The following is a 25,062-nucleotide window of genomic DNA, read 5'->3' on the forward strand; positions in this document are numbered from 1 at the left end:
TCGTTTCGACCATATTGCTCTTCAGTTCGACGTAGCGGGAATTCTCGGATAGCTCTCAACTAGCGAACAACCGATAGTCACTCGCCATCATTCTGAGAACGCGACTTATCTGGCAATCTAACGTAGATAATTCCTACTATTTAATTTTTCTATTTTTGTATTAAATATCCGCTGGGCTAAAGATCGTATTAATATTGAGTTTCTCCTCCGCAAAAACGGCGTTTCACTCATGTTACGATACGGACCCCATTATCGGTATATAAATCCCGGCGCTATCACCGACAGAATCCCCAACCGACCTGTGCGAAGGATTCCCAGAGAATCACCCGGCACCGAGTTTCTAACCCGAGATTACCCATCACGACGTGTAACGATCCATCATGTTACCATATGCCTTACAAGCGAACATTTATATAGAAGCACAATCATATCTTCGTCTGAACCATGAGTCAGCGAGGACAGCGAATGCAAGGCCAGCCGATGATCGTAATGTCCGAGGAGTCCCAGCGCGTCAAGGACAAAGATGCGCAGGAACACAACATCAGCGCCGCTCGCGCGGTCGCTGACGCGGTCCGTTCCACACTCGGACCCAAGGGGATGGACAAGATGCTCGTCGATTCGATGGGCGACGTCACCATCACGAACGACGGCGTGACCATCCTCAAGGAGATGGACATCGACAACCCGACGGCCGAGATGATTATCGAGGTCGCCGAAACGCAAGAGGACGAGGCCGGAGACGGCACCACCACGGCCGTCGCGGTCACGGGCGAACTCCTCAAGAACGCCGAGGACCTCCTCGAGCAGGACATCCACCCGACCGCCATCATCAAGGGCTTCCACCTCGCCAGCGAGAAGGCCCGCGAGGAGATCGACAACGTCGCCGAGGACATCGACACCGACGACGAGGAACTCCTCCGCAAGGTCGCCGAGACCTCCATGACCGGCAAGGGTGCCGAACTCAACAAGGAGGCGCTCAGCGAAATCATCGTCAACGCGGTCCAGCAGGTCACCGTCGAGAACACGGTCGACCTCGAGTACGTCAAGACCGAGACCCAGACCGGTCGCGCGGCCAGCGAGTCCGAACTCCTCAAGGGCGCGGTCATCAGCAAGGACCCCGTCCACGACAACATGCCCAAGAGCGTCGAGGACGCCGACGTCCTCCTGCTCAACGAGGCCGTCGAAATCGAGGAGACCGACGTCGATACCAGCGTCAACATCGAGGACCCCGACCAGCTCCAGAGCTTCCTCGACCAGGAAGAGCAGCAGCTCCGCGAGAAGGTCGACAAGATCGTCGAGACCGGCGCTGACGTCGTCTTCTGCCAGAAGGGCATCGACGACATGGCCCAGCACTACCTCGCCAAGGAAGGCGTCCTCGCGGTCCGCCGCGTCAAGAAGTCCGACATCGGCTTCCTCAAGGAAGTCCTCGGTGCGAGCGTCGTCTCGGACCTCGACAGCGCGAGCGAGGCCGACCTCGGCAAGGGTGACGTGACCCGCGACGAGGGCGACGAGCTGTTCTACGTCGAAGGCGAGGACAGTCACGGCGTCACCCTCCTGCTTCGCGGTTCGACCGACCACGTCGTGGACGAACTCGAACGCGGCGTCACCGACGCCCTCGACGTCGTGGCCCAGACCGTCTCGGACGGTCGCGTCGTCTCCGGCGGCGGTGCCATCGAGGTCGAGGTCGCCAGTCGCCTCCGCGACTACGCCGACTCCGTCTCCGGCCGCGAACAGCTCGCGGTCGAAGCGTTCGCCGACTCGCTCGAACTCGTCCCGCGCGTCCTCGCCGAGAACGCCGGTCTGGACTCCATCGACACCCTCGTGGACCTGCGCTCGGCCCACGAGAACGGCGACGAGCGCGCTGGCCTGAACGTCCACAGCGGCGACGTCGAGGACACCCTCGACGCGGGCGTCGTCGAACCCGCTCACGCCAAGGAGCAGGCCGTCTCGAGTGCCACCGAGGCCGCGAACCTCGTGCTCAAAATCGACGACATCATCTCCGCCGGTGACCTGTCCACCGACAAGGGCGACGACGAGGCAGGCGGCCCCGGCGGCGGCATGGGCGGCATGGGCGGTATGGGCGGCATGGGCGGCGCGATGTGAAGTAGGCCCAGCGCCTAACTCCGCCGTTCCACAGACGTCCACCGCATCGACCGACCTCCGCATCGAATCGCGTGCTGTCGTCTGACACCACGTCCGATTTTATCCGAGTTCCTGCTTCTGCATCCGAACACCGCCCGGAAAGTGACACGCGGTGGTGAAGGTTGCGTCATCCGCCGGAGTTTTGAATACTTTATAGTGGGCCGGGCAGAATCTTCTCGATATGGATACGCTGCTGCTGAACCAGGAAGCCGTCGACGAGAACACCCAGATGCCGGACGTCATCCGGGCAGTAGAGGACGCCTTCGCGGCCTACGCCCGAGGAGACGCCCAGATGCCCGCCAAGTCCTACATCGACCTGCCCCAGTACAACGGGGACTTCCGGTCGATGCCCGCCTACCTCGAAGCCGACGACTGGGACGCCGCCGGAATCAAGTGGGTCAACGTCCATCCCGACAACCCCGAGAGCTTCGACCTGCCGACCGTGATGGGCACGATGGTCTACTCGAACCCCGAGACCGCCTTCCCGCTGGCCATCATGGACGGCACCGAACTCACGATGAAGCGGACCGGCGCGGCCGCCGCCGTCGCCACCGACTACCTCGCCGTCGAGGACGCGACCACGATGGGCATCATCGGCGCGGGCGTCCAGTCCTACACCCAGCTCGAAGCCATCTCGGAGGTCCGCCCCATCGAGGAGGTCGTCGTCAGCGACTTGGACGAGGAGCGCGTCGCCGACTTCATCGAGTACTTCGAGGACGACTTCGAGGTGCGCGCTGGCTCCATCGAGGAGGCCGCCCAATGCGACGTCCTCTCGACCGTCACGCCGGTCGAGGACCCCATCGTCAGTCGGGAGGCCATCGGCGAACACACCCACGTCAACGCGATGGGTGCCGACGCCGAGGGCAAGCACGAACTCGCCGACGAGATTCTGCTCGACGCCAAGCTGGTCATCGACGACCACGCCCAGACCACCCACTCGGGCGAAATCAACGTCCCGTACCACGAGGGCGTCCTCTCGGACGACGACATCTACGGCGAAGTCGGCGACATCGTGGTCGGCGACGTCGAGGGCCGGACGGAGGAAGACGGCATCACCGTCTTCGACAGCACCGGCCTCGCCATTCAGGACGTGGCCGCGGCCCACGTCGTCTACGAACACGCCGACGAGAACGACAACGGCTACCCCTTCGACCTCATCGGCACCGGCACGCAGTAACGCGGAGAAGCAACGCGCCGGTTAGAGACTCGGTCGCGCTGGCCAGCGAACTGCTCGGTCGCGCCGGTCAGGGAACCCGGTCCGTCGGCGCTTTCCGGGCGAAGTAGCCCGTGATTTTCGAGATGAGCCAGACGACCACGATGAACGGCAGGAGCGGAATCAGGATGATGACCAGCCCCAGAAAGTACGCGATTCCGATGGTCGTCATCTCGGTGTCCGGCCGTCCGCGGTAGGCCGGCGTGACCGACCGCACGACTTTCTTCGCCGGTTCGGGTATCACACTCTCGTCTTCTTCGTCGGAACCCCCACTCATGCACAGACGTATCGGCGGCCGGAGGAATAAGCGTTTGTGGCGGCCGACCCACGCGGAGACTCGTGCCCACCAAACCATAGCGGATGTTCGATGTATACGCCGCCCCGTCCTGAACGTCGGAGAGCGCCGAAGCGGAGTCATATAGGTTTTCTATATCGGAGATACTATGCGAGCCGCAGTGCGAACTGTAATTGGCATTTTGACTTTGTCGAGTGTTATTAGATATTTTATGCCTCTCAGCAAGTTACCAATATGCAATTTAATTTATATATGTATGTTTTAGAAAATGTTATATTACTACCATAATATTTCTTATCTGATGTCACAGAAATTCAAGAGACGAAACGTCATAAAGTCGGTTGGTGCTGGAATCACATTCTCAGGAATTAGTTCTCGGTCAGCAGCCAGTCAAAGAGACATAGCACATATCGTAACTGTTCGAGGTGGTGATGGGACACCTCGTCAGACAAAAAAGGTTGATGAAGGTTGGTGGAAGCATGTTGAAAAAGTGGAAGAGCTTCAAAACAAACTTCGAAGTCGATACGCAGTCTACGATTCGTCCATAGATACTGGAGTTGAAGGAGTAGGGATTGGGAGTACGGACGAGAAAATAAATGGGAGAACAAAAAGTAAGCTTACCGTTTACACGAGTCAAGATTCACCCTTAAAACGCGAAGTCCCTAGCGATATTGATGGAATCCCTATCACCGTTAAAGAAACCCCAGACGTGGAACTCGATTGTGGTAAAAGCGAGACTGATTGGGTCGAAGGCGGCTACGCATGCGATATGGATGACTCGAACGGCCCAGGTACGTTTACCTGTCAGGTTAAAAAGGATGGCTCGTACTACATGATGACTGCAGCACACGTAGTCAATACCAATTGCGGCGACCCAAATGGCAATAAAGTTTATAATTATGGGCCTGACGGTAATTACGTCGGAGATGTAGAAATGTCATCCCTCAAAGAAGATTGGGCCCTCGTTTCAGAGGCTTCAGATTCAGACATCAGTGGCTTTGATAACGGGATTTATAATCAAGTTGGAAAGCTTGCAGGGCATGTAACGAAAAGCGGTTTGCATGACCTGAAGGATGGAACGGTCTATCAGCAGGGATGGCGGACCTGTGAGACAAGTGGGAGTATAGACGAGATTGACATTACAAGTGGCATTTGTGATGTTACTGACGATCACTACGTGAAAACGACTACAAACACGGAAGCAGGCGACTCCGGTGGCCCTCATTTCCATCGATACACGTATAGTGGTTGCGAACACCTAGCGATAGTCGCCCCCCATCATGGAGGTGAGGCAATAGGATGTGCGGCATACCATTTGAATGATATATACGGGATTCAATTCGACCCCAACTATTCACTTTGCTAAGTGAGAAGATGTAGTGTAGTCACTAGGCTCCCACAATTTCTAACCAGACATAATCAAAAGAGTCCAACCATGGCCCGGAAATCTCGTAGAGTTGTACTTCAGTTGCTAACTCTCGGAGGGTTCGGGTCCCTTACGGGATGTCTGTCCGAACTACGTTCGTATCGGTCTCCGTCCTGCGAAAAGCAGTTCACAGTCGAATCGGACAACTCAACCCGCACTGGGTTCCACGCGCTCCGAATGGACCTCGACGTGCGATACGAGGAGCACGACGTGAGCGTCGTCGGAGGTGTTACGAAACAACCCTCGAAAGACGCTCCGGGGAAAGTCCAAATCGTGTTCAGTAATCTCGGGGAAAGCGCACGGAAGTTCCAGTTCGGAGCGACACCACCTTTCAGTCCGGATTGGGGTACTCACGAGGAGTCATCGGCGCAGATGATCTTAGTCCCCGACTTAGACGAGTTCGAGAAGGTATCGGTCTACGACGCGAACGACGACGGGAAACTAAATCCGGTTCCCGAACGCCCGACGGACCAATGCTGGCAACTCGAAGACATGATTGCGAGAACTGACGTGTTCGTGGCCAAGACTATTCCGCCCTGTAGTTCGATTTCTACGACGTACAGAGTACTCGGACATCCCGAAAACGAGTCGTGTCTCCCGCCGGGAGACTACCGATTCGAGGACAGTTGGTTCGAAGGCGACGACCTCGAGAGGGAAATTCCGCTCGAAGCGACGATACAAGTGAAAGAAGAGTAACTATTCATACCTTCTGTCGGCCAGATTCCGGAAAGTCGAGTGCGTTTTCCGCGTTACTCCAGATGAATCGCGGGCCGGAACGGCACCGCGTTCCCGGCCTTGTCGGCGGGGTCGTAGGCGTCCTCGCCCTCGGTGTAGATTTCGACTTCGGCGTCGAACTCGCGCTCGAAGAACGCGCGGGCGTTGTCGTAGACCGACTGCTCGCGGTCGCTCACGTCGGCCATGACCTCGACTTCGTCGTCGGGGCGTTCGCGGACGAACTCGACCAGTTCCTGCACGAGGTCGTTGACCTCGTTACCGCGCTCTCGCAGGCCCTCGTGTTGCATGACCTTGCCCATGACCGCACCGATGTCGGGACCGGTCTCGACCACTTCTTCCAGCACGGTGCGCTTCCAGTCGGCGGCGACGTAGACTCGGATAGTCTCGGGGTCGGTGTCGGTCACGTCCACGATGTCGCGCACGTCCTCGGTCAGGTCCTCGACCAGCGTCTCCTCGAACTCGACGCGGTCGAACTCGAACTCGGGGTCCGGTTCGGGCCACGCCGCCTCGTCGATGGAGTCGCCCGTCAGTTGCTCGTGGAGTTCGGTCGCCATGAACGGGACGAAGGGAGCCAGCAGGCGCAGGCGAGTCCGCAGGACCTCTTGAAGAGTCCACTTCGCGCCGGGTCGGTCGAGGTCGGCGCGCTTGCGGTACCACTTCAGGTGTTCGTCGAAGCGGTAGAAGGCGGCCTGACTCGCCGAGCGCGTCTCGAAGTTCTCCATCGCGTCGGTCACGTCGCGGACTGTGTCCTGCAACTTCGACAGGAGCCAGTTGTCGATGTGCTTCAGTTCCTTCTCTCCGTCCTCGCCCTCGATGATTTCCTGGGCTCGCGTCCAGAACCGCCCCAGTTGGTCCTGCGTACTCTCGACCTGCTCGGCGCGCCAGTCGTAGTCCTGCCACGGTTCCGCGGAGTTCAGCAGGAAGAACCGGACCGTGTCGGCACCGTACTTCTCGATGGCGTCGCTCGGCAGGACGACGTGGCCCTTCGAGGAGGACATCTTCTGGCCCTCCAGCAGGCCCATGCCCATCACGGTGATGCCTTGGGGCCACTTCGGTTCCTCGAACAGCTCTGCGTGGTGGTAGAGGAAGAAGGTCAGGTGGTTGCTGATGAGGTCGTTGCCCGAACAGCGGTAGTCTACCGGGTACCAGTAGTCCCACTCCTCGCGCAGGTCCAGCGCCGTCTCGTCGGGGTCTTCGACCTCGTCTTCGCCGAAGAACAGGGTGTCGAAGAAGTTGCGGTCCATCTCCTCGACCGGCACGTCCTCCAGTCGGTGGGCGATGGTGTAGTAGGCCATGTAGATGGTGGAGTCCGACAGGGGTTCGATGACGAACTCCTCGTCCCACGGCAGGCGGGTGCCCAGCCCGTAGTTCCGGATGGCGGGCCACTCGTTCAGCCAGTCGATGGTGTGGTCGTACTGCTCGCGGGTGTTCTCCGGGATGGCGTCCAACTGCTCGACCGCGCGCTTGGTCTTCTGCTTCCAGTCTTGGTCGTTGTACCGCAGGAACCACGTCTCCTGCTTTGCGACTTCGACCTCGCCGCCACAGCGACAGATGACCTCCTCGCTGAACTCCTGCATGGAGTCGAACGACCCGCGAGACTCGTAGTCGGCCTTGAGTTCGTCGCGCACGTCCTCGACGACTTCGCCCGCGTAGTCGCCGTACATCTCCTTGAGCGTCCCGCCGTGGAACTCGCGGTTGTAGACCTCTTGGGTGGCGTCCTCCAGCGCGGGGTCGTCGGCGGAGTCGATGCCGTGTTCCTCGACGGCGTCCTTCGCGGGGAACTCGCCGTACTCCTCGACGTCGATGATGGAGACTGGTTCGATGGCCTCGACTTCGGCGGGGTCGATGCCGTACTGCTCCATCCGGGCCTCGTCCTGTTTGGCCTCTTGCAGGGCCATCCAGTCGTCGGGGCTGTGGGCCGGGACCGACATCACGACGCCCGTGGCGTTGTCGGCGTCCACGAAGTCGGCGGGCAGGACCAGCACGTCGTCGCCCGTGACGGGGTTGGTGACGCGCTCGCCGACCAGTTCCTCGCCGGAGAAGCGGTCGTGGACCTCGACCTCGCGCTCTTGGAGTCGGAACTTCTCGGCGGCGGCCTCGGAGACGAACCATCGCTGGCCGTCCACGGTGGCCTCGACGTAGTCGGCGTCGGGGTCGATGTAGGCGTTGGTGACGCCGTAGACGGTCTCGGGGCGCAGGGTCGCCATCGGGACCGTGACTTCGCTGTGGTCGCCCTCTCCGTCGCGCTCCCAACCGAACTTGACCAGCGTGTACTCTTGGAACTCGGCCTCCTCGCCCTCCAGCAGGTCGTGGGTCGTGACCGGGTTCTTCTCCTCGGTGCAGTACTTGACGGGGTGCAGGCCCTTCTCCAGCAGGCCCCGCTCTTTGAGGGTCTGGTACTGCCACGTGATGAACTTCGAGTAGCGGTCGTCGTTGGTGGTGAACTCGCGCCGCCAGTCGATGGACAGCCCGAGCGACTTCATGTTCTTCTTGTAGTGTTCCTCGATGAAGTAGCGGGCGAAGCCCATCGGAGTTTCGAGGTCGCTCAGCGTGTCCTCGGGGACCTCGTAGGTGTCCTTCAGGACGGAGAGTTGGTCCTCCTCGCCCTTCTTCAGGCGCTCGACCGCGCCGATGATGGGCGTGCCGGTGACGTGCCACGCGATGGGGAACAGCACGTTGTCGCCCTGCAGTCGTCGGTATCGGGCGTACACGTCGGGGACGGTGTAGGTCCGGGCGTGGCCGATGTGCATCCCGCCGCTGGGGTAGGGATAGGGCACCGTGATGAAGGTGGCCTCCTCGTCCTCGGGGTCCACCTCGTATCGGCCCTCCTGCGCCCAGCGGTCCTGCCACTTCGTCTCGATATCCCGCGGGTCGTAGCTCATACTGTACGGTAGTGAACTCCCGACTAAAAGAACTGCCATACCTGACTGGCGGTGCTGTTCGATAGCGGCAAGAATTGCAAGTAATCTCAGAGGAGGATTCGGAACTATCCGCCGTCGCTTGTGGGCGTTTCCGTAGTCGCAGTATTGGTAGTCACTTCACAGGGGTCCATTCCAAGAGTCAGCACCGGATTCGTATCGATGGTGACGACGACTCGTCCACCAGCACAGTCTCCGGTCGAGTATCTCATGTCCCGGCTGCTACCGCCACCGGTTCGCACCTCAACCCTGTAATCGTTCTCTTCCACGACGTTCTCGATTACGCGTGAATCTTCAGCAGGGGCGGTATACGTGGATTTAGTAACTGTCTTACCGTCTCTTGTTATGAACTCGAGGGTGACGTTCTGCGATTCCGACTGGCCATTCACGAGGAGTACGTCCACCGTTCCACTTGGGGAGTTGATTTGAAGGCACCCACCCCCGAGAGACATCGCTATGACCGCAGATAGCACATCTCTTCGGTCCACGTTCATCACCTATATCTCTTTTCAATTATAACTTCAAACTTATTATAGTTTTTATTATATAATATATTTTCATCGCCAAAATAATTAAGTTTCATACATATCTTATTCTTATTGCAATACTAGAAACTAAATCAGAAAAAGGATTGGAAGAAAACATTTCAGGAGTGTCAGCATGAGACGACGAAGTGTTCTGCGGAAATCCGCCTTGGCGAGTACTATCGGCGGAATGGGACTGTCGTCGGTGTCGGTAGCTAGTGCCGCAGGGAGGAAGAGTGAGTACGCCGGCGTGATGTATGAACCATCGAAAAGTGAGATTTTGGGCAAAGGTCGCGCGGAACTACGGACGACGAACGCTGTCGACGGAGAGCTAAAAGGAACATTCCACCTCGGCAAGAGTAACTTCAGCGTGAGTTTCGACCGACCGGACCAAGCAAACCCCCTGAGTGAAGTCTCACCAGTCGAGAGAGACCATCGACCCGTGCGAAAGTACAACGGTACGAAGCCCAGTCGAGCGAAAGGACAGACTCCGCTTTCGATCTCGATTACAGGAATGCCCTCGGGGATGTTCACTGGAATCGTTCAGCATCCCGGATACGACGACTCCCGCGGTTTCTGCGTCGACCGAGTGGAACCGAATGAGACCAGGTCCGACGTAGTCGGCCGAATGGCAGACATCGTTCGGGGTGATCTCTGATGACGGACGTTGGTGGCATTAACAGAGACGATCCGCTGGATTCCGATGCTGACTGTAAGTGGGCAGTCGTGGCTCACGGATTCGACGACAGCCCTGCCTACGAAGCTGGCCACGACGAAATAAATTCGCAGGAAGGGAAGAACAGGTGGCACGTCCAGGGACACTTCGAGAAGGAACCCTACAACGATTACCACGACACGCGGGGGTCCCAGTCTCCGGACTTCGCCAACTTCAGCATGTTCAACCCGAAGGAGGCCAACTACACCAACTTCAAGAACTGGGTTCCGGACGACGAGGGAATCGAGGACAACTACGGCTACGAATTTTCGGCGTCGATTTCGGTTCCGATTACCCCCTTCTTCAGTCTGAGTACGTCGGAAGTTCTTAACGAAACCTCTGGCGGATACGTGAAGCAGACTGACTACGAGAAACTCAAGTACCACTACAATCTCAAGAACGGGAAAGAGTTACCCGACAGTGAAGATAACGCACAGGGTGCGCGGTTCGACGTTACGACGATAGGTGATGTCGATGAGACCTACCCGGTGAACATCTATTCGAAGTTCGGGTATATCGAATACTACGGCCCGTCTGCGGAGGCCAAAGAAACGGACGTGACGTCCTTCCAAGCGAGGTATAAGGTGATATAGCTCCCTTCCAACGGATTAGATACTTCCCGGAAAAGAACAACGTTCTGAAACCGGGCGAAACGTCTCTCGAACCATCTCTCAATAAAGAATCCTTTTCGAGTCCGGTTCGAGGAAAAACCGCGTTCCCGCCGCGTAGATGAGGCCGTACGAGCAGGCGAGTGCCAACGCGTCAGGTCCGTTAAAAAGAGAGTTTATTGCTTACGCGGCCTTCGGCACGTCCTTCAGGTTCACTTCGGCCGACATTTCGTGCGACTGGCTCACCAGATTGAACACCGGGGAGCGCGCCACGCCTTCGCGGAGCATCTCGGCGTCCTCGTCGGTGAGGTCCGGACCGCTGATTTCGATGTCGATTCCGAAGTCGTCGTACACGTCTCCGGTTTCCTCGGCGTCGCGGATGCCGAAGAATACCCGCGGGTCGAGGTCGAGACTGACCTCGGTTTCGAGGTCATCGAGTTCGATTTCGTTCTCCATCGCCACGAGGCCGAGCGTCGCGTTGATGCATCCCGTCAGCGCCGCCAGCGCGACTTCCACGGGTTCCGGTCGGTCCGCGGGGTCCACGAACCCCGCATCTGCCTCGACTTCCTTGAACGCGCCGAGTTGGAAGGTGTAATCGCGGGTCTCGCTGCGTATCTCGTCGCCACCGTAGGTGTAGTCGCCGAGTTTCGCCAGCGTGTGCATCGCGCGTCCCTCGGCGATGCCGCGCGCGCCGAGACCGAGCATCGCGTCCTCGGGGTTCTCGGTCGCGTGTTCGATGAATTTCGGGAACTGTTCTAGGTCTACGCCGTGCTGTATGGTCTCTCGGGCCATGAGCGACGCTACGCCGAGCTAGTCCTTAATTATTTTTCATTATATTCTAGAAGGTGCAGGGTTAACCGTCTCTCCTCGCGCGCAGGTAAGTTGATACCACGGCGAGTAACCCCGACTGAGGCAGGCGGTCGGCGACCCGCCGGGTCGCCGACCGGTCCGCGAAGTGGTAAGTCGAAGCATTGACCATCCGCGAACGAGTCGGCCCAGCTCGTGGGCGAGTTCGCCGAGGAGGTCCGCGACCGACTCAGAGATGCCCTCGCCGAGCGACGGCCGCGCCTCGACTGGCGGACCGAGTACCGAATCCGGCGGACGCCGGTAGACGTGGTCGGCGCGAGCGACGGGGCGGGACCCGCCGGAAATCGCTTCGTCGCCGTCGAGTTGGAGTGGCGGCGGGCCGACCCGGCGAACAACACCGCGAAACTGTTCTACTACGCCGACGAGGGCGAGGTGGACGACTACGACGAGGTGGTCGTCTGCCAGCTTTTTTCGGGCTACTACGACCTCGACTCGGGAGGAGTCTCCTCGAAGCGCGAGGTCGCGGAGTTCGTGGGGCGGACCGCCGCCGAGTCGGTCGAGCGCGTTTCCTTCCACCCGATTCGGCTCCCCATCGACCCGCCCAAGCGCGGCGGCGAGCGCCCCGAGGCGTGGCGAGCGCGGACCGACGAGGCGGCAGACGAAATCGCGTCCCTGCTGTGACGTTGTGGATGACCATGCGGGGATTCACTCCCGCAGGTCCGGGCGCTCCGGGTCGAGGAAGAACCGGAAACCCAGACCGTAAACCAGTCCGTAGGACAGCGCCAGCGTCAGGGCGTAGGCCACGCCGAAGCCAGCGAGCGGGACGCCGAGTTCGACCCCGAGAGCGTCCAGCAGTCCCGGCACGCCGAACGGGAAGACGAATCCGAGGACGAGGAGCGTGATGATTACCTCGATGCGCCGGTCGTGGGCGTCGGGACTCGTCGCCGAGTCCCGTGTCCCGACCCAGAGGTAGCCGACGGCGAACGCTGAGGCGACGAAGGCAGCGAATGGACCAGAGAGGTCGAGCGAAATCGCGGTTCGCGTGACGTGGAGATACCAGATGGCGAGCAGAAACCCGAGGAGGAAGACGTAGCCAGCGGTTATCGCCCACTGAAATCCGCCGACGAGTTTGGCCCGGAGCGACGCCATACCCGAGCCTCGACGGCGCTGGGAAAAACGCTGTCGGCGAGAGGAGAGACTACTCCAACTCCACGAGGCCCTCGTCCAGCATGTCGCCAAGCACGTCGCGGGCGTGGCCGTCGGGGTTGACGCCCTCGTAGACGGCCTCGACCTTCCCGTCGTCGAGGACGAAGGTGGTGCGCTCCGCCGCGCCGCGGGAGGTGTCCACGCCGAAGGCGTCGGCAATCGTCCCCTCGGGGTCGGCCAGCAGGTCGAACCGGAGTTCGTACTTCTCGGCGAACTCCTCGTGGCTCTCGGCGTCGTCGGTCGAGACGCCGAACACCGAGACGCCCGCGTCGTGATAGCTCTCCAGTTCCGCGTCGAACTGCTCGGCCTCGGTGGTACAGCCGGGCGTGTCGTCCCGCGGGTAGAAGTACAGCACCGTCGGCTTCGAAAAGTCGAGTTCGATGGTCTCTTCGCGCTGGTTCGTCGCCTCGACTGAGGGTGCGTCCGCACCGGTTTCGAGCGTCATGCCCGCAAATTGCGGGCGGGCCGGGAAGGCGTTTGCGCTTAGCTGATGTCGATCTGACGCGAATCCTCCTCGCCCGCGCTCAGCTTCGGCAGCGTCACGGTGAGTACGCCGTTTCGGAACTGGGCGGAGACGCCCTCTTCGTCCACGTCGCCGGGGAGGCTAACCGAGCGACTCACCGACTGGTGTCGTCGCTCCTTCCTGAGATATCGGCCTTCCTCGTCCTCGTCGCCCTCCTCGCGGGCCTCCTCGTGTTCGGCGTCGATTCGGAGTTGGTCGCCCCGGAGCGAGACGCCGATGTCGTCTTTCTCGAATCCCGGCAAGTCGGCGGTCACGACGAACTCGTCGTCGCGCTCGGCCAGGTCGATGGACGTGCCGCCGCGCTGGCCGGTCAACTCGCTCAGGTCGGAGCCACCCATCCCCTCGAACTGGCGGCTCATGCGGTTCATCATCTCTTCTATCTCCTCGAACGGATTTCTGCGTCCTGCCATTGTTCCCCCACGGGCGTTCGGTCGCCCGATGGGGACTGCGACGGCGTGGTCCTTAAAAATTCAGTCGGCCTCGGTAGCGTCAGTCTCGGTCGGTAGATTCGGCCTCGGTCAGTAGACCACGTGTTCGGTGTCGTACGACCCCAGCCGCCGGACCCAGCCGTTCTCCGCGATGTCCTCCAGTTCGGCGACCGCCGCTTGGGCGCGGTCCTCGTAGAGACCGGCCGAGAAGTCGATGTGGAAGACGTAGTCGCCGAGGCGCTCGCCGCTCGGCCGGGACTCGACGCGCGTGAGGTTGATGTCCCGGTCGGCGAAGGGTTCCAGCAGTTCGAGCAGGAGACCGGGGTAGTTGGCGTTGGGGTAGACCACCAGCGAGGACTTGCCGCCCGCGTCGGAGCGTTCGTCGGCGGGCGCGATGACCAGAAACCGAGTGGCGTTCGAGGTCCGGTCCTGAATCTCCTCGGCGACGACGTGGAGGTCGCCGACCTCCTCGGCGTTGGCGGGGTGGCCGATTGCGGCCACGTCGGGGTTCTCGCGGGCGTACTCGACGCCGCGGGCGGTGCTGGCGACCGCTTCGAGGTCGGCGTCGGGGTACTCGGATTCGAGGAAGTCCCGGCACTGGGCCAGCGCTTGGGAGTGGCTGGCGACGACCGAGAACTCCGGCGACTGGGCGAGCAGGGCGTGCTGGATGGGCGTGACGATTTCCTGCACCGCGGCGACCTCGCGGTCGGCGAGCGCGTCGAGGGTCTCGGTGACGCTCCCCTCGATGCTGTTCTCGATGGGGACGACTCCTCGGTCGAACTCGCCGTCTGCGACGGCCTCCACGATGGCCGTCACCGACTCCCGGAAGTCCACGTCGTCTGCGACCGCGCTGGCGGCCCGGTGGGAGTAGGTCCCCGCGGGACCGAGCGTGACTGCGTGCATACGCCCTCGTTTCGCGGTCGGCGACAAAAGGGCGTCGGGTGTGACAGATTTTCGCGTGGAAGAGTAGATCAATGTTTTTGGTTGTTAGAAACTTGCTCAGATATTTATAACATTATTTTTCAATTGTCCGTGTCGATTGGACTCTCGACCACCGAGAGCGGTCGGCGCGCGCTGGTGCGACCCCGTGTCGCACCATCGGCGTGCGAGGGACGTGGCCGCCTTGCGCGGCCACGAGGTTGGGGAGGTGTGAGGCCCGCGGTTGCGGTTGCGGTAGCGGTGCGGTAACTCCTGTGTTCAAGCCTGAAGCTAGCTTCCTGCTGTTTTTCTCGAAGCCACGAAACTAATCAGCAACTCGGGGTCTTCCGAACCAGAAACGCCCCTTCACTCCCCGTCCGACTCCAGTTCCGTCTCGCTCAGCGGCACCGCCGTCATGCCGCCCTTGTCGGCCCCGGTGAAGTAGTACAGCACCACGCCCGCCTCGGTATCGACCCACCGGTAGCTGGTGTTCTCGGCGGTGGGGTTCGGCTCGTCCACCTCGATGTTCTCGACGACTTCCCTGCCGCGTTCGTTCTCGGGCGACTCCTCGGAGCCGGACAGTCCCGTGTCACGGGGAGTCGCCTATCAGCACATAACTCTATCCAGTCGCGGACGCGAAATCGAGGAGTCGATTCGACTGACTCCCCGGCGAGGTCACTCCTCGCCGAGGCGGTAGGTCCGCCGCCGGACGTGCCCGCAACTCGGACAGAGGTGGCGGTACTGAATCCGGTTCCCGGTGGTTTCCGCGAGCCACTTCCCGTCATCGTCGTCGTATCCGCACTTGGGGCAGACGAGGTCTTGCTCCTCGAAGCGCGACCGAAGTCGCTCGAAGGGAGTCAGCCCGCCGTTTCTTGAACGGGACATATCCTGGTGTTCGTTAGCAAAGAACATAATAGTTCGCTAGGGGCGGGTGCGAGGCGAGGAGGATTTACTAATGACGTAGTCACGGCCTGACGGGTAGTCACAGTCGTCACTATCGACTCGAACTCGTATCTTTTTTGAAGAGAGGGAAAATACCAAACAGCGGCGGTGTTGGTGCACCGTCGGAGACTGCTGATGATTTGGAAATCTACAATCGCAATCTGTCTCGTCTGTCTGGCAGTAGTCCTACTACGCATCGCTAATTCGGATTGGTCTCATTTCAACCTATCGGTGAAAATGGGACGAGTCCTCAAGGCCGAACTGTCGGCAGACCGGCCCGCCGACGACGAGGAGTAACGTCGGCGGACACAACGAATCAGTATTTCTTTTCTCGGTTCTCGGTCGCCGGTACGTCGAGCGTACGCTGATAGAATCGAAAAGAATCGAGAAAAACAGCGAGCGAACCAGTCGCGTTACCGGTTCAGCGTGTGAATCGCGTGGCCCAGCGCGTTCTCGGCGGCCTCCATCACGGCCTCGCTAAGGGTCGGGTGGGTGTGAATCGTGGCGGCCACGTCCTCCAGCGTCGCGCCCATCTCGATGGCGAGGCCCATCTCCGCAATCAGCTCAGAGGCCTCCGGCCCGACGATTTGGGCACCGAGGAGGAACCCGCTCGGCTCGTCGGCGACGATGCGGACGAAGCCGTCGGCGTGGCCCGTGGTGAGCGCGCGACCCGAGGCGTTGAACGGGAACTTGCCGACGACCGGCTCGAAGCCGTCCTCCTCGGCTTCGGCCTCGGTCATGCCGACCGTGCCGATTTCGGGGTCGGTGAAGACCGCGGCGGGGACGGCCTGATAGTCGAGCGCGGAGGGCTCGCCCGCGATGACCTCCGCGGCGACCTGCCCCTCCTTGCTGGCCTTGTGCGCGAGCATCGGTTCGCCCGCCACGTCGCCGATGGCGTAGATGTTGTCCACGTTCGTCCGAGCGCGGTCGTCGGTCGGGATGAAACCGTTCTCGTCGGTCTCGACGCCCGCGTTCTCCAGTTCGAGCGTGTCGGTGACCGGCTGGCGACCCACTGCCACGAGGACCTTCTCCGCGCCGAACTCCGAGACCTCGCCGTCCTCGTTCTCGGTCTTGACGGTGATGCCGTCGCCGGACTCCTCCCACCCGCTGGCGGCCTCGCCGAAGTAGAAGTCGATGCCGAGTTCGTCGGCCTTCTTCTTGACCGGTCGCGCGAGGTCGTCCTCGTAGCCCGGCAGGACCGAGTCGAGCATCTCGACCACGGTCACGTCGGTGCCGAGTTTGGCGAAGACGCCCGCGAGTTCCATGCCGATGTAGCCCGCGCCGACGATGACGAGGCTCTCGGGGACCTCGTCCAGCGCGAGGGCCTGCCGGGAGTCCAGCACCGGGTCGTCGCCGAAGTCGAAGCCCGGCACCTGAATCGGGCGACTTCCAGTCGAAACGACGGCGTGTTCGAATTCCACGGTCTCCGCGCCTTGGCCCTCGCCGCCGTGGACGATGCGGGCCTTGTTCTCGTCGGCGAACTCCGCGCGGCCCTCCATGAGTTCGACGCCGTTGGCCTTGCAGAGCTTCTCGACGCCGCCGGTCAGTTGGTCCACGACGCCGTCCTTCCAGCCGACCATCTCGCCGAGGTCGACCTCGGGGTCGGCGTAGACGCCCATCTCCTCGGCGTTGCCCGCCTCGTGGGCGAGGTCCGAGGCCGTAATCATCGCCTTCGAGGGGATGCACCCGTAGTTCAGGCAGGTCCCGCCGTAGGCGTCCTTCTCGACCAGCGTCACGTCCAAATCGAGCTGCCCCGCGCGAATCGCGGCGACGTAGCCGCCCGGTCCCGCGCCGATTACTAACACGTCCGTTCCCGTCGAGATGTCTCCGACGACCATATGTTTGGCAAGTCGGGCTTGGTGGTGAAAAATCAGGTGGATTTTGCGCCGAGTTTGGAATGCTAGCGCTTCACTCGGGTTCGTCGAGAGGGCTTACGCGACGATTTCGACTGCGGGTGTCGTGTAGCGTTATTTAACTCTTGTAGCTATTATAGATATTCCTGTAGCTATTATAAATATAATTGACTGGCGCGCGCGAGCAACGTGCGCGAGGGACGAGGACCGCAGGCGAAGCCGAGAACCGCAGGAGGTTGGGGAGGACGAGGAGCGGGCAGTGACGGATGGTTCGGGGGACTCCCGTGTTCAAGCCTGAAGTCGGCGTTCTCTATCGTTCCAGACCGAGTAGTATCCAATCAGTTAGCGGAATCACTCTCAAGCCACTCGCTCGACCTCGTACCCGGCGTCCCGGACCTTCTCCAGAATCTTCTCGGCGTGGCCGGTGCCGCTGGTCACGACCTGAAACACCAGATACGCCTCGCTGACGCGCAAGTCGTCCATCGCGCGGTCGTGGCGGACCGTCCGGATGTTCGCGCCCGTGTCGGCGATGATGCCAGAGAGGGTCGTCATCTCGCCGGGTTGGTCCTCGATGCGGACCCGCAGGCGCATCAACTGACTGCGCTCGGTCAGCGCCTGCGTGAGGACCGTCTGGAGCATCGAGATGTCGATGTTGCCGCCCGAGAGAATCGGGACGACCGTCTCGCCCGAGAGGTCGAGCTCCTCGGAGAGAACCGCCGCGACCGAGGAGGCCCCCGCGGCCTCGACCAACTGCTTGGCGCGTTCGAGCAAGAGGAGTTCCGCGCGGGCGATGTCGTCGTCCGAGACCGTCACGACCTCGTCGACGTGGTCCTCGATGAGGTCGAAGGTCAACGCAGAGATGCTCCCCGTGGCGATGCCGTCGGCGATGGTCCGGGGCGAGTCGATGGACGCCGGAATCCCCTTGTCGAGACTCTCCGGGACCGTCGCGGCCTCCTCGGCCTGCACGCCGACGACGCGGACCTCGGGGTCGAGTTCGGCCAGCGCGGCGCTGACGCCCCCGATGAGGCCGCCCCCGCCGATGGGCACGACCACGGTGTCTACGTCGGGTAACTGCTCGTGGATTTCGATTCCGATGGTGCCCTGCCCGGCGACGATGGCCGGGTCGTCGTAGGCGTGGACGAACTCGACCGTCTCGGACTCGGTCAGCGACTGGGCGTACTCCATCGCCGCCTGAAAGTTCTCGCCGCGCAGTTCCACGTCCGCGCCGTAGCCCCGCGTGGCATCGACTTTGGCCTGCGGGGCGTTCTCGGGCATGACGATGGTCGAGTCGATGCCAGTCTCGGTGGCCGCCAGCGCCACGCCCTGCGCGTGGTTGCCCGCACTCGCCGCGACGACGCGCTCGATGCCGCCCTGCTCGGCGACCTGCTGGAGTTTGTTGAACGCGCCCCGGGTCTTGAACGACCCGGTGCGCTGGAGGTGTTCCATCTTGAGGTGGACCTCCGCGCCGGTCATCTCGCTCAGCGACCGGCTTCGCTCGATTTCGGTCTGCTGGACGACTGACTCGTCGAATCGTTCGCGGGCGGCCTCCACGTCGCGCAGGGTGACTCCGGCCATATTTGCCAGTAGTAGGCGAGGAGTGATTTATGTGTTTGTAGTCGAGGCGCGGATTCTTCAGGGACGATACTGGTTCGAGTTGGGCGAATCGGGTTTCGAAAGTCCTCGCGCGGTTCGCGGTCGCTCCGAGGGATATTCGACGCACGCAGTTCTGCGCGCGTCGAATAGTGGCCCGTCGGAGACGACCACGGGCCTCCGGCCACCGGCGGACAAACCGCGTCCGCCGAGCAGTCGTTCGCACCGGAAGACAACCCGCATCTTCCGAGCCGTCACCTCACTTCGTTCGGTGAGACTCCGCTCACGACAACCGCGAACCGCGCTCGCCTTTTCAGTCCGCCAAGGGGTTCGGTTGAACCACCAAGCGAAGTCCGTGGCTGGCCGCATCTCTCTGAATCCGGTGTGGACGCTTTCGGAAAGCGACCCATCGGGGAACGTCGAGACCGCGCTATACAAACGAAATTATTGCTTAAAGAAAGGAAAAGTTGTCCGAGAGCGAGCGGCGGAGAACCCGACTCACTCCAACAGGAGGAGTTCGGGGTTCTCGACGTACTCGATGAACGTGTTAGCGAACGCCGCTGCGTCCGCGCCGTCCACGATGCGGTGGTCGATGGACAGCGAGATGGGCAGGGTGTACTTCGCCACGACTTCGCCGTCCTCGACCACGGGGCGCTGTTTCAGTTCGCCGATGCCCAGAATCCCCGCCTCGGGGTAGTTGAGGATGGGCGTGGCGTACTCGCCGCCGATGGCACCGAAGTTGGTGATGCTGAACGTCGAACCCTGAAGCTCGTCGCGCGAGATGGACCGGTCGCGGGCCTTCTGGACCACTTCGTTGACCTCGCTGGAGATTTGAAGCAGGCCCTTGTCGTCCACGTCGTCCACGACGGGGACCATCAGTCCGGCGTCGGTCGCGGTCGCCACGCCGACGTTGTAGTAGTTCTTGCGCAGGATTTCCCCGGCCTCCTCGTCGAGTTCGGAGTTCAACTTGGGGTGCTGTTTGAGCGCCGCGACGACCGCCTTCATGACGAAGGGCATGTAGGTCAGGCTGATGCCCCGCTCCTCGGCCTCGGGCTTGAGGCGCTCGCGGGTCTCCACGAGGTTGTCCACGACCGCCGTGTCGTGGTGGGTCACGTGGGGCGCGGAGAACTTCGAGTTGACCATCGCGTCGCCGATGGTCTTGCGGACGCCCTTGTACTGGATGCGCTCGACGCGCTCGCCCTCGGCGGGCTCGGCGGCGTCGGCCTGCTGGGCGCGCTGTTGGGCCTCGGCGTACTCCATCACGGCCTCGCTGGTGACGAACGCCTCGCCGTCGCGCTGTTCGGTCGCGGGCACCTTGTTCAGGTCCACGCCCTGCTCCTCGGCGATGCGCCGGGTCGCGGGCGCGGCGAGCGTCGTCTCGCGGTCGGCCGACTCGATGTCGGTCGGCGCGGGACCGCTGGTTCCGCCGCCGGAGGTCGGCGACGGACCGCTCGTCCCACCGCCGGAGGTCGGCGACGGACCGCTGGTTCCGCCACCCGAGGTGGGCGACGGACCGCTCGTGCCGCCGCCGGAGGTGGGTTCCGGACCGCCGGTGCTTCCGGAGCCTTCCTGCGTATCGACGCCGGACTCGGCGGCTTGGCGCACGTCTCGCTCGGTCACGCGACCGCTCGGACCGGAGCCTTCGACGGCCGCGATGTCCACGCCCAGTTCGCGGGCGAGTCGGCGAGCGCTCGGCGCGGCGAACACGCGACCCTCGCCGGTCGAGACCTCTTCGGCCTCGGCGTCGTCCGCGGGGACCTCGGGTTCCTCGGCGGTCTCGGTCTGCGACTCGGTGGATTCCTCGGAGGCGGCGGTCTCCGTCTCGGTCTCGTCGGCCTCACCCTCGACGTCGAAGGTGATGATGACCGAGCCGACTTTGACGACCTCGCCCTCCTCGGGGATGATTTCCTTGACCGTGCCGTTGACCGGCGAGGGGACCTCCACGATGGCCTTGTCGGTCTCGACCTCGGCGACCGGCATGTCCTCGGAGACCGTGTCGCCCTCTTCGACCAGCCAACTCACGATTTCGCCTTCGCTGACGCCTTCTCCCACGTCGGGGAGTTTGAATTCTCGTACCATGATTTAGAAGTTCACGGCGTCGCGGATGCCTTCCTTGATGCGGGCCGGTTCGGGCAGGTAGTAGTCTTCGAGCGCGTAGAGCGGGAAGGGCGTGTCGAAGCCGGTGATGCGCTCGACGGGAGCCTCCTGATAGAGGAGCGCCTCCTCCTGGATGATGGACGCGATTTCCGCGCCGAGGCCGCCGGACTTCGGGGCCTCGTGGACGACCGCCGCGCGGCCCGTCTTCTTGAACGATTCGACGATGGTCTCCTCGTCGAGGGGCGAGACGGTCCGGAGGTCCACGACCTCCACGTCGATTTCGCCCTCCAACTGCTCGGCGGCCTCCATCGTCGGTCGGGTCATCGCACCCCACGTGAACACGGAGATGTCGGCCCCTTCCTTCCGGACGGCGGCCTCGCCGATGGGCACCTCGTAGGACTCGGTCGGCACGTCGCCGCGGAAGGCCCGGTAGATGAGCTTCGGTTCGAGGAACATCACCGGGTCGGGGTCGCGGATGGCCGAGGTCAGCAGGCCCTTGGTGTCGTAGGGCGTGCTGGGGATGACCACCTTGAGTCCGGGCTGGTGGGCGAAGAACGCCTCGGTGGACTCGGAGTGGTGTTCCGGCGCTCGGATGCCGCCGCCGTAGGGCGCGCGGATGACCATCGGGCAGGTGAACCGGCCGCGGCTCCGAGTCCGGAGTCGCGCGGCGTGGCTCACGATTTGGTCGAACGCGGGGTAGATGAAGCCCATGAACTGGATTTCCGGAACGGGCTTCAGGCCGTAGGCCGCCATGCCGACCGCGGTGCCGACGATTCCGGCCTCAGCCAGCGGCGTGTCGATGACGCGGTCGTCGCCGAACTCCTCGTAGAGGCCCTCGGTCGCGCGGAACACGCCGCCGTTCTTGCCGACGTCCTCGCCCATGACGAGCACGTCGTCGTCCTGCTGCATTTCGGTGTACAGTCCGTCTCGAACCGCCTGAACCAGCGTGAGGTTCTCGGTCTCTTGCTCTTGTTCTGCTTGGCTCATGTGTTAGTCCTCCAGAAGTGCCTCGTCGCCGTGCTTGTCTCGAACGCGCTCGAACCAGTCGAGTTGTTCCTGTAGTCGCTTGGGCATGCCCTCGTAGACGTGGGCGAACATCTGTTCGGGGTCGGGTCGCTCGACCGCCTCCGCGGCGTCGATGGCGTCTGCGACCGACTCCTCGATCTCGTCGTCGATGGCTTCGACCTTCTCGTCGTCGAGGATGTCCTGATTGCGCAGGAAGGCCTCCATGCGCGGGATGGGGTCCTTCTGCTTCCAGCGCTCGACCTCCTCGTCGTCGCGGTAGACCGAGGGGTCGTCGGCGGTGGTGTGGGCACCGAAGCGGTACTGAACCGCCTCGATGAGCGTCGGCCGGAGGTCCTCCTCGTCGGGGTTCTTGGCCTTCTCGACCGCGTCCTTCGTCACCTTGTAGACTGCGAGGGGGTCCATGCCGTCCACCTGCACGCCCTCGAATCCGTAGGCGTGAGCCTTCTGGGCGATGGTCTCGGAGGCCGTCTGGCGCTCTCGCGGGACCGAGATGGCCCACTGGTTGTTGTTACAGAAGAAGACGGTCGGCGTGTCGAAGACGCCCGCGAAGTTCAGTCCCTCGTGGAAGTCGCCTTCGCTGGTCGCGCCGTCGCCGAAGTAACAGAGGAAGGCTTTGTCCTCGCCCTTGAGCTTCGACGCCCACGACGCCCCGGTCGCGTGGGGAATCTGGGTGGCGATAGGGACCGCGACGGTGAAGATGTTGGCGTCGTCGGGGACGGCGTTGCCCTGCTCGTGGCCCATCCAGTACAGCAGGGTGCGCTTCAGCGAGAGTCCGCGGACGACCGCCGCACCGTGTTCCCGGTAACTCGGGAACATCCAGTCGTCCTCGGCCAGCGCGTGAGCGCTGGCGATCTGCGCGCCTTCCTGACCGGAGAGCGGGGGATAGGTGCCCATCCGGCCCTGACGCTGGAGGCTGACCGCGCGCTCGTCGAAGCGGCGAGCGAGCTTCATCTCGCGGTACATGTCCACCATCTCCTCGTCGGAGATGTCGGGCACGTCCGCGCCCTCTACAACGTTACCGTCCTCGTCGAGGATTTGTACGCGCTCCTCGGGGTCTTGGTGTACGATGCTCACGGTCGAACCCATCCTGACATATCGAATAGGTCACGGGCACGCATTATAGGGTTTTCGTAACCAACTTTCCATAGGTACGATTCTGTTGGGACTTTCCGCCGGAAATACTCATTTCTCCCCGCCGGAATCGCGCATTTCTAAATTTTCTCCGATGATAATAGACGTTCGTCCTACAGACCCCGGTTTCTGGGCGGCGAGGTGAACGAACGGCAAGTATTGTGGGAATCGCAGGAGGAGTTGTCGAACCGCGGGCCGGAAACTCAGTCCGAGGGTGTCACGAACTCAGTCCGAGGCCGCCACGCCGTCTCTAGCCTCTCTGCGGGCCTGCTGGACCGATTTGCCGTCTCGAAGCACCGCGTCCACGAACAGTTCGCCCGCCTTGTACGAGGAGCGAACCATCGCACCGCTGGCGCAGTAGAGGAAGCCGAGTTCCTCCTCGGCGACTTCGCGCCACGTCTCGAACTTCGAGGGGTGGACGTAGGTCTCCACGTCGAGGTGGGTTCTGGACGGTTGGAGGTACTGGCCGAGGGTCACGATGTCCACGTCGGCCTCGCACAGGTCCGAGAGGGTCTGGTAGACCTCGTGGTCGTACTCGCCGACGCCGAGCATGATGGAGGTCTTGGTGTAGATGTCCGACTCGCGCTCGACCTGTTCGAGGACCGCGAGGCTCTGCTCGTAGCCAGCGCGGGGGTCCCGAACCGGTTGCTGGAGGCGCTCGACGGTCTCGACGTTGTGCGCGATGACGTCGGGGTCGGCGTCGATGATTTTCCGGATGAGGTCCTCCTCGCCGCGGAAGTCCGGAATCAGGACCTCCACGAGAATCGAGGGGTCTCGCTCCTTGATTTCCCGAATCGTCTGGGCGAAGTGGGCCGCGCCTTGGCCCTCCAAGTCGTCGCGGTCCACCGAGGTCAGCACCACGTAGTCGAGGCCGATTTCGGCCACCGCGCTCGCCACGTTGGCGGGTTCGTCGGGGTCGAGCGGTTGCCCGCCGCCGGTGTCCACGTCGCAGAAGCCGCAGTTACGAGTACACTGGTCGCCCATCAGCATGAACGTCGCTGTCCCGCCCGACTCGGAGTTGCGACCGCTCCAGCACTCGCCGAGGTTGGGACAGTTAGCCTCCTCGCAGACGGTGTTGAGGTCGTGGTCACGCAGGGTCTGTTTGATGCCCGTGAACTCCTGGCCGGACGGCGGTTGCATCTTCAGCCAGTCGGGTTTCCGGCGGCGACTCATTGGGCGTGTGTTGGATTGGGGTGGTGAAAAGGGTAAGGTATTCTCGTTTGAGGTGGATGTTTGTGGAGTTTTGGGTTCGAGGGGGGTGGATTTTTTACGAGGGTGTTTGTGTTGGGTGGTATGAGTGAAGAGGTTCCTGAGGATAGATGTGGGTATGAAACAGACTATGAGAGTACATCAACCTCACCGACCAATATTTGCTGTTGTCGTCCTACTTGGAAGGGTACAAATTCCTGTATTTGGCATGCAAATATAGTCGGAAAGTCAGGAACTGCTCTAAAGAAACACAGGGGTCAGGGTTTTGAGCGACTTGATGGAGCGATACTCCGAAAAACCGAAATCAAAGGACTAGATTTACGTGACTGTATAATCGTAGAGGCGGACTTTTCTAAAAGTCGCCTGCCGAATATTGACATTTCAGATGCCACAATCAGGAAATCCGACCTTTCTGATTGTAATCTATTGCGGCTAAAAATGCAAGGAGGAGAGATACGATATTGTGATTTTAGTGGTTCAAGCTTAGGTGAAGCAGAGATTCGGAACTCAGAGTTATTTAAAATCGACTTTTCCAATGCGGATTTCAGGATGGCAAATATTTCAGAAACCAATGGAGAAGAAGTAGATTTCAGTAACACGTGGTTTAAATGGGCAGACATCACCCATAACATCGTGTTTAGTTAGTGGAATTGTGCCAGACGGCGAACGCTTGCAACCATGTTTCAGCAGTTGCTGGTTCGACATGGCTAAAACAGTTACTGAACGATGAGGTTCGTCGTTTTACCTCGCGGAAGA

23 protein-coding genes and 1 pseudogene are annotated in these 25,062 nt (G+C 61.5%); 7 read left to right on the top strand and 17 right to left on the bottom strand.

Annotated features, from left to right (window positions below; genetic code table 11):
- The first annotated feature begins 444 nt into the window (after nt 1–444).
- Together thsB and EPL01_RS09380 are read left to right on the top strand one after the other, a co-directional pair.
- Nucleotides 445–2,103, top strand: coding sequence for a thermosome subunit beta (thsB, locus tag EPL01_RS09375; protein WP_135824995.1), 1,659 nt, complete (start codon nt 445–447; stop codon nt 2,101–2,103).
- Between the two features lie 220 nt (nt 2,104–2,323).
- Nucleotides 2,324–3,319: an ornithine cyclodeaminase family protein gene (locus EPL01_RS09380; RefSeq protein WP_135824996.1), complete on the top strand. Its 996-nt coding sequence runs from the start codon at nt 2,324–2,326 to the stop codon at nt 3,317–3,319.
- Nucleotides 3,320–3,386: 67 nt separating this feature from the next.
- Here EPL01_RS09380 and EPL01_RS09385 read toward each other — a convergent pair whose 3' ends face one another.
- Nucleotides 3,387–3,632: a DUF7535 family protein gene (locus EPL01_RS09385; protein ID WP_135824997.1), complete on the bottom strand. Its 246-nt coding sequence runs from the start codon at nt 3,630–3,632 to the stop codon at nt 3,387–3,389.
- A gap of 319 nt (nt 3,633–3,951) precedes the next feature.
- On the opposite strand from EPL01_RS09385, the gene EPL01_RS09390 reads away from it, so the two are divergent.
- The gene (locus EPL01_RS09390) at nt 3,952–5,016 is read left to right on the top strand and encodes a chymotrypsin family serine protease (protein ID WP_135824998.1); all 1,065 of its coding nucleotides are present in this window, start codon (nt 3,952–3,954) and stop codon (nt 5,014–5,016) included.
- Nucleotides 5,017–5,253: 237 nt separating this feature from the next.
- On the top strand, nt 5,254–5,772 hold the full coding sequence (locus EPL01_RS09395) for a hypothetical protein (protein ID WP_135824999.1): 519 nt from the start codon (nt 5,254–5,256) through the stop codon (nt 5,770–5,772).
- 53 nt (nt 5,773–5,825) lie between these two features.
- Here EPL01_RS09395 and leuS read toward each other — a convergent pair whose 3' ends face one another.
- Together leuS and EPL01_RS09405 are read right to left on the bottom strand one after the other, a co-directional pair.
- Nucleotides 5,826–8,693, bottom strand: a complete 2,868-nt coding sequence (gene leuS, locus EPL01_RS09400; RefSeq protein WP_135825000.1) for a leucine--tRNA ligase — start codon at nt 8,691–8,693, stop codon at nt 5,826–5,828.
- Between the two features lie 104 nt (nt 8,694–8,797).
- The gene (locus tag EPL01_RS09405) at nt 8,798–9,223 is read right to left on the bottom strand and encodes an Ig-like domain-containing protein (protein ID WP_135825001.1); all 426 of its coding nucleotides are present in this window, start codon (nt 9,221–9,223) and stop codon (nt 8,798–8,800) included.
- A 687-nt stretch (nt 9,224–9,910) separates the two neighbouring features.
- On the opposite strand from EPL01_RS09405, the gene EPL01_RS09410 reads away from it, so the two are divergent.
- A complete protein-coding gene (locus EPL01_RS09410) occupies nt 9,911–10,561 on the top strand; it encodes a hypothetical protein (RefSeq protein WP_135825002.1) in 651 nt (216 codons plus the stop codon).
- 198 nt (nt 10,562–10,759) lie between these two features.
- On the opposite strand, the gene EPL01_RS09415 is transcribed toward EPL01_RS09410, so the two are convergent.
- The gene (locus EPL01_RS09415) at nt 10,760–11,368 is read right to left on the bottom strand and encodes an OsmC family protein (protein ID WP_135825003.1); all 609 of its coding nucleotides are present in this window, start codon (nt 11,366–11,368) and stop codon (nt 10,760–10,762) included.
- A 210-nt stretch (nt 11,369–11,578) separates the two neighbouring features.
- Here EPL01_RS09415 and EPL01_RS09420 point away from each other — a divergent pair, with 210 nt between their 5' ends.
- Complete coding sequence (locus EPL01_RS09420) at nt 11,579–12,064, top strand: hypothetical protein (RefSeq protein WP_135825004.1); 486 nt, start codon at nt 11,579–11,581, stop codon at nt 12,062–12,064.
- A 24-nt stretch (nt 12,065–12,088) separates the two neighbouring features.
- On the opposite strand, the gene EPL01_RS09425 is transcribed toward EPL01_RS09420, so the two are convergent.
- The 12 genes from EPL01_RS09425 to lipA all read right to left on the bottom strand — a co-directional run bounded on the left by EPL01_RS09425 (nt 12,089) and on the right by lipA (nt 24,270).
- On the bottom strand, nt 12,089–12,532 hold the full coding sequence (locus EPL01_RS09425) for a hypothetical protein (protein ID WP_135825005.1): 444 nt from the start codon (nt 12,530–12,532) through the stop codon (nt 12,089–12,091).
- A gap of 49 nt (nt 12,533–12,581) precedes the next feature.
- Nucleotides 12,582–13,034, bottom strand: a complete 453-nt coding sequence (locus tag EPL01_RS09430; RefSeq protein ID WP_135825006.1) for a peroxiredoxin — start codon at nt 13,032–13,034, stop codon at nt 12,582–12,584.
- A 38-nt stretch (nt 13,035–13,072) separates the two neighbouring features.
- Nucleotides 13,073–13,522 carry an Hsp20/alpha crystallin family protein gene (locus EPL01_RS09435; RefSeq protein ID WP_135825007.1) on the bottom strand — a complete coding sequence of 150 codons (450 nt, stop codon included), beginning with the start codon at nt 13,520–13,522 and terminating at the stop codon, nt 13,073–13,075.
- A gap of 108 nt (nt 13,523–13,630) precedes the next feature.
- Nucleotides 13,631–14,443, bottom strand: a complete 813-nt coding sequence (gene pheA / locus EPL01_RS09440; protein WP_135825008.1) for a prephenate dehydratase — start codon at nt 14,441–14,443, stop codon at nt 13,631–13,633.
- Between the two features lie 381 nt (nt 14,444–14,824).
- A complete protein-coding gene (locus EPL01_RS21560; protein WP_168215853.1) occupies nt 14,825–14,977 on the bottom strand; it encodes a hypothetical protein in 153 nt (50 codons plus the stop codon).
- 156 nt (nt 14,978–15,133) lie between these two features.
- A complete protein-coding gene (locus tag EPL01_RS09445) occupies nt 15,134–15,343 on the bottom strand; it encodes an HVO_0649 family zinc finger protein (RefSeq protein ID WP_135825009.1) in 210 nt (69 codons plus the stop codon).
- Nucleotides 15,344–15,813: 470 nt separating this feature from the next.
- Nucleotides 15,814–17,238: a dihydrolipoyl dehydrogenase gene (lpdA, locus tag EPL01_RS09450; protein WP_135825010.1), complete on the bottom strand. Its 1,425-nt coding sequence runs from the start codon at nt 17,236–17,238 to the stop codon at nt 15,814–15,816.
- Between the two features lie 372 nt (nt 17,239–17,610).
- Nucleotides 17,611–18,828 carry a threonine ammonia-lyase gene (gene ilvA, locus EPL01_RS09455; protein ID WP_135825011.1) on the bottom strand — a complete coding sequence of 406 codons (1,218 nt, stop codon included), beginning with the start codon at nt 18,826–18,828 and terminating at the stop codon, nt 17,611–17,613.
- Nucleotides 18,829–19,341: 513 nt separating this feature from the next.
- Nucleotides 19,342–20,922, bottom strand: a complete 1,581-nt coding sequence (locus EPL01_RS09460) for a dihydrolipoamide acetyltransferase family protein (protein WP_135825012.1) — start codon at nt 20,920–20,922, stop codon at nt 19,342–19,344.
- 3 nt (nt 20,923–20,925) lie between these two features.
- On the bottom strand, nt 20,926–21,927 hold the full coding sequence (locus EPL01_RS09465) for an alpha-ketoacid dehydrogenase subunit beta (protein ID WP_135825013.1): 1,002 nt from the start codon (nt 21,925–21,927) through the stop codon (nt 20,926–20,928).
- A 3-nt stretch (nt 21,928–21,930) separates the two neighbouring features.
- Nucleotides 21,931–23,052, bottom strand: a complete 1,122-nt coding sequence (gene pdhA / locus EPL01_RS09470) for a pyruvate dehydrogenase (acetyl-transferring) E1 component subunit alpha (RefSeq protein WP_210424108.1) — start codon at nt 23,050–23,052, stop codon at nt 21,931–21,933.
- Between the two features lie 270 nt (nt 23,053–23,322).
- Complete coding sequence (gene lipA / locus EPL01_RS09475; protein ID WP_135825015.1) at nt 23,323–24,270, bottom strand: lipoyl synthase; 948 nt, start codon at nt 24,268–24,270, stop codon at nt 23,323–23,325.
- Between the two features lie 120 nt (nt 24,271–24,390).
- Here lipA and EPL01_RS09480 point away from each other — a divergent pair, with 120 nt between their 5' ends.
- Nucleotides 24,391–24,951, top strand: coding sequence for a pentapeptide repeat-containing protein (locus tag EPL01_RS09480; protein ID WP_135825016.1), 561 nt, complete (start codon nt 24,391–24,393; stop codon nt 24,949–24,951).
- On the opposite strand, the pseudogene EPL01_RS09485 reads toward EPL01_RS09480, so the two are convergent.
- Nucleotides 24,944–25,062 (bottom strand): annotated as a pseudogene (locus tag EPL01_RS09485) (IS6 family transposase); the annotation flags it as partial. The gene EPL01_RS09480 and the pseudogene EPL01_RS09485 overlap by 8 nt on opposite strands.

Origin of the sequence: Halorussus ruber (assembly GCF_004765785.1) — an archaeon.
GTDB lineage: Archaea > Halobacteriota > Halobacteria > Halobacteriales > Haladaptataceae > Halorussus > Halorussus ruber.

Coding starts and splice junctions, on each gene's coding strand:
- pdhA (WP_210424108.1), bottom strand. CDS start 23,052: ATGGGTTCGACCGTGAGCATCGTACACCAAGACCCCGAGGAGCGCGTA.
- EPL01_RS09445 (WP_135825009.1), bottom strand. CDS start 15,343: ATGTCCCGTTCAAGAAACGGCGGGCTGACTCCCTTCGAGCGACTTCGG.
- EPL01_RS09480 (WP_135825016.1), top strand. CDS start 24,391: ATGAGTGAAGAGGTTCCTGAGGATAGATGTGGGTATGAAACAGACTAT.
- EPL01_RS09395 (WP_135824999.1), top strand. CDS start 5,254: ATGGACCTCGACGTGCGATACGAGGAGCACGACGTGAGCGTCGTCGGA.
- leuS (WP_135825000.1), bottom strand. CDS start 8,693: ATGAGCTACGACCCGCGGGATATCGAGACGAAGTGGCAGGACCGCTGG.
- lpdA (WP_135825010.1), bottom strand. CDS start 17,238: ATGGTCGTCGGAGACATCTCGACGGGAACGGACGTGTTAGTAATCGGC.
- lipA (WP_135825015.1), bottom strand. CDS start 24,270: ATGAGTCGCCGCCGGAAACCCGACTGGCTGAAGATGCAACCGCCGTCC.
- EPL01_RS09430 (WP_135825006.1), bottom strand. CDS start 13,034: ATGACGCTCGAAACCGGTGCGGACGCACCCTCAGTCGAGGCGACGAAC.
- thsB (WP_135824995.1), top strand. CDS start 445: ATGAGTCAGCGAGGACAGCGAATGCAAGGCCAGCCGATGATCGTAATG.
- ilvA (WP_135825011.1), bottom strand. CDS start 18,828: ATGGCCGGAGTCACCCTGCGCGACGTGGAGGCCGCCCGCGAACGATTC.
- EPL01_RS09390 (WP_135824998.1), top strand. CDS start 3,952: ATGTCACAGAAATTCAAGAGACGAAACGTCATAAAGTCGGTTGGTGCT.
- EPL01_RS09460 (WP_135825012.1), bottom strand. CDS start 20,922: ATGGTACGAGAATTCAAACTCCCCGACGTGGGAGAAGGCGTCAGCGAA.
- EPL01_RS09380 (WP_135824996.1), top strand. CDS start 2,324: ATGGATACGCTGCTGCTGAACCAGGAAGCCGTCGACGAGAACACCCAG.
- EPL01_RS09435 (WP_135825007.1), bottom strand. CDS start 13,522: ATGGCAGGACGCAGAAATCCGTTCGAGGAGATAGAAGAGATGATGAAC.
- EPL01_RS09385 (WP_135824997.1), bottom strand. CDS start 3,632: ATGAGTGGGGGTTCCGACGAAGAAGACGAGAGTGTGATACCCGAACCG.
- pheA (WP_135825008.1), bottom strand. CDS start 14,443: ATGCACGCAGTCACGCTCGGTCCCGCGGGGACCTACTCCCACCGGGCC.
- EPL01_RS09410 (WP_135825002.1), top strand. CDS start 9,911: ATGACGGACGTTGGTGGCATTAACAGAGACGATCCGCTGGATTCCGAT.
- EPL01_RS09415 (WP_135825003.1), bottom strand. CDS start 11,368: ATGGCCCGAGAGACCATACAGCACGGCGTAGACCTAGAACAGTTCCCG.
- EPL01_RS09465 (WP_135825013.1), bottom strand. CDS start 21,927: ATGAGCCAAGCAGAACAAGAGCAAGAGACCGAGAACCTCACGCTGGTT.
- EPL01_RS09425 (WP_135825005.1), bottom strand. CDS start 12,532: ATGGCGTCGCTCCGGGCCAAACTCGTCGGCGGATTTCAGTGGGCGATA.
- EPL01_RS09405 (WP_135825001.1), bottom strand. CDS start 9,223: ATGAACGTGGACCGAAGAGATGTGCTATCTGCGGTCATAGCGATGTCT.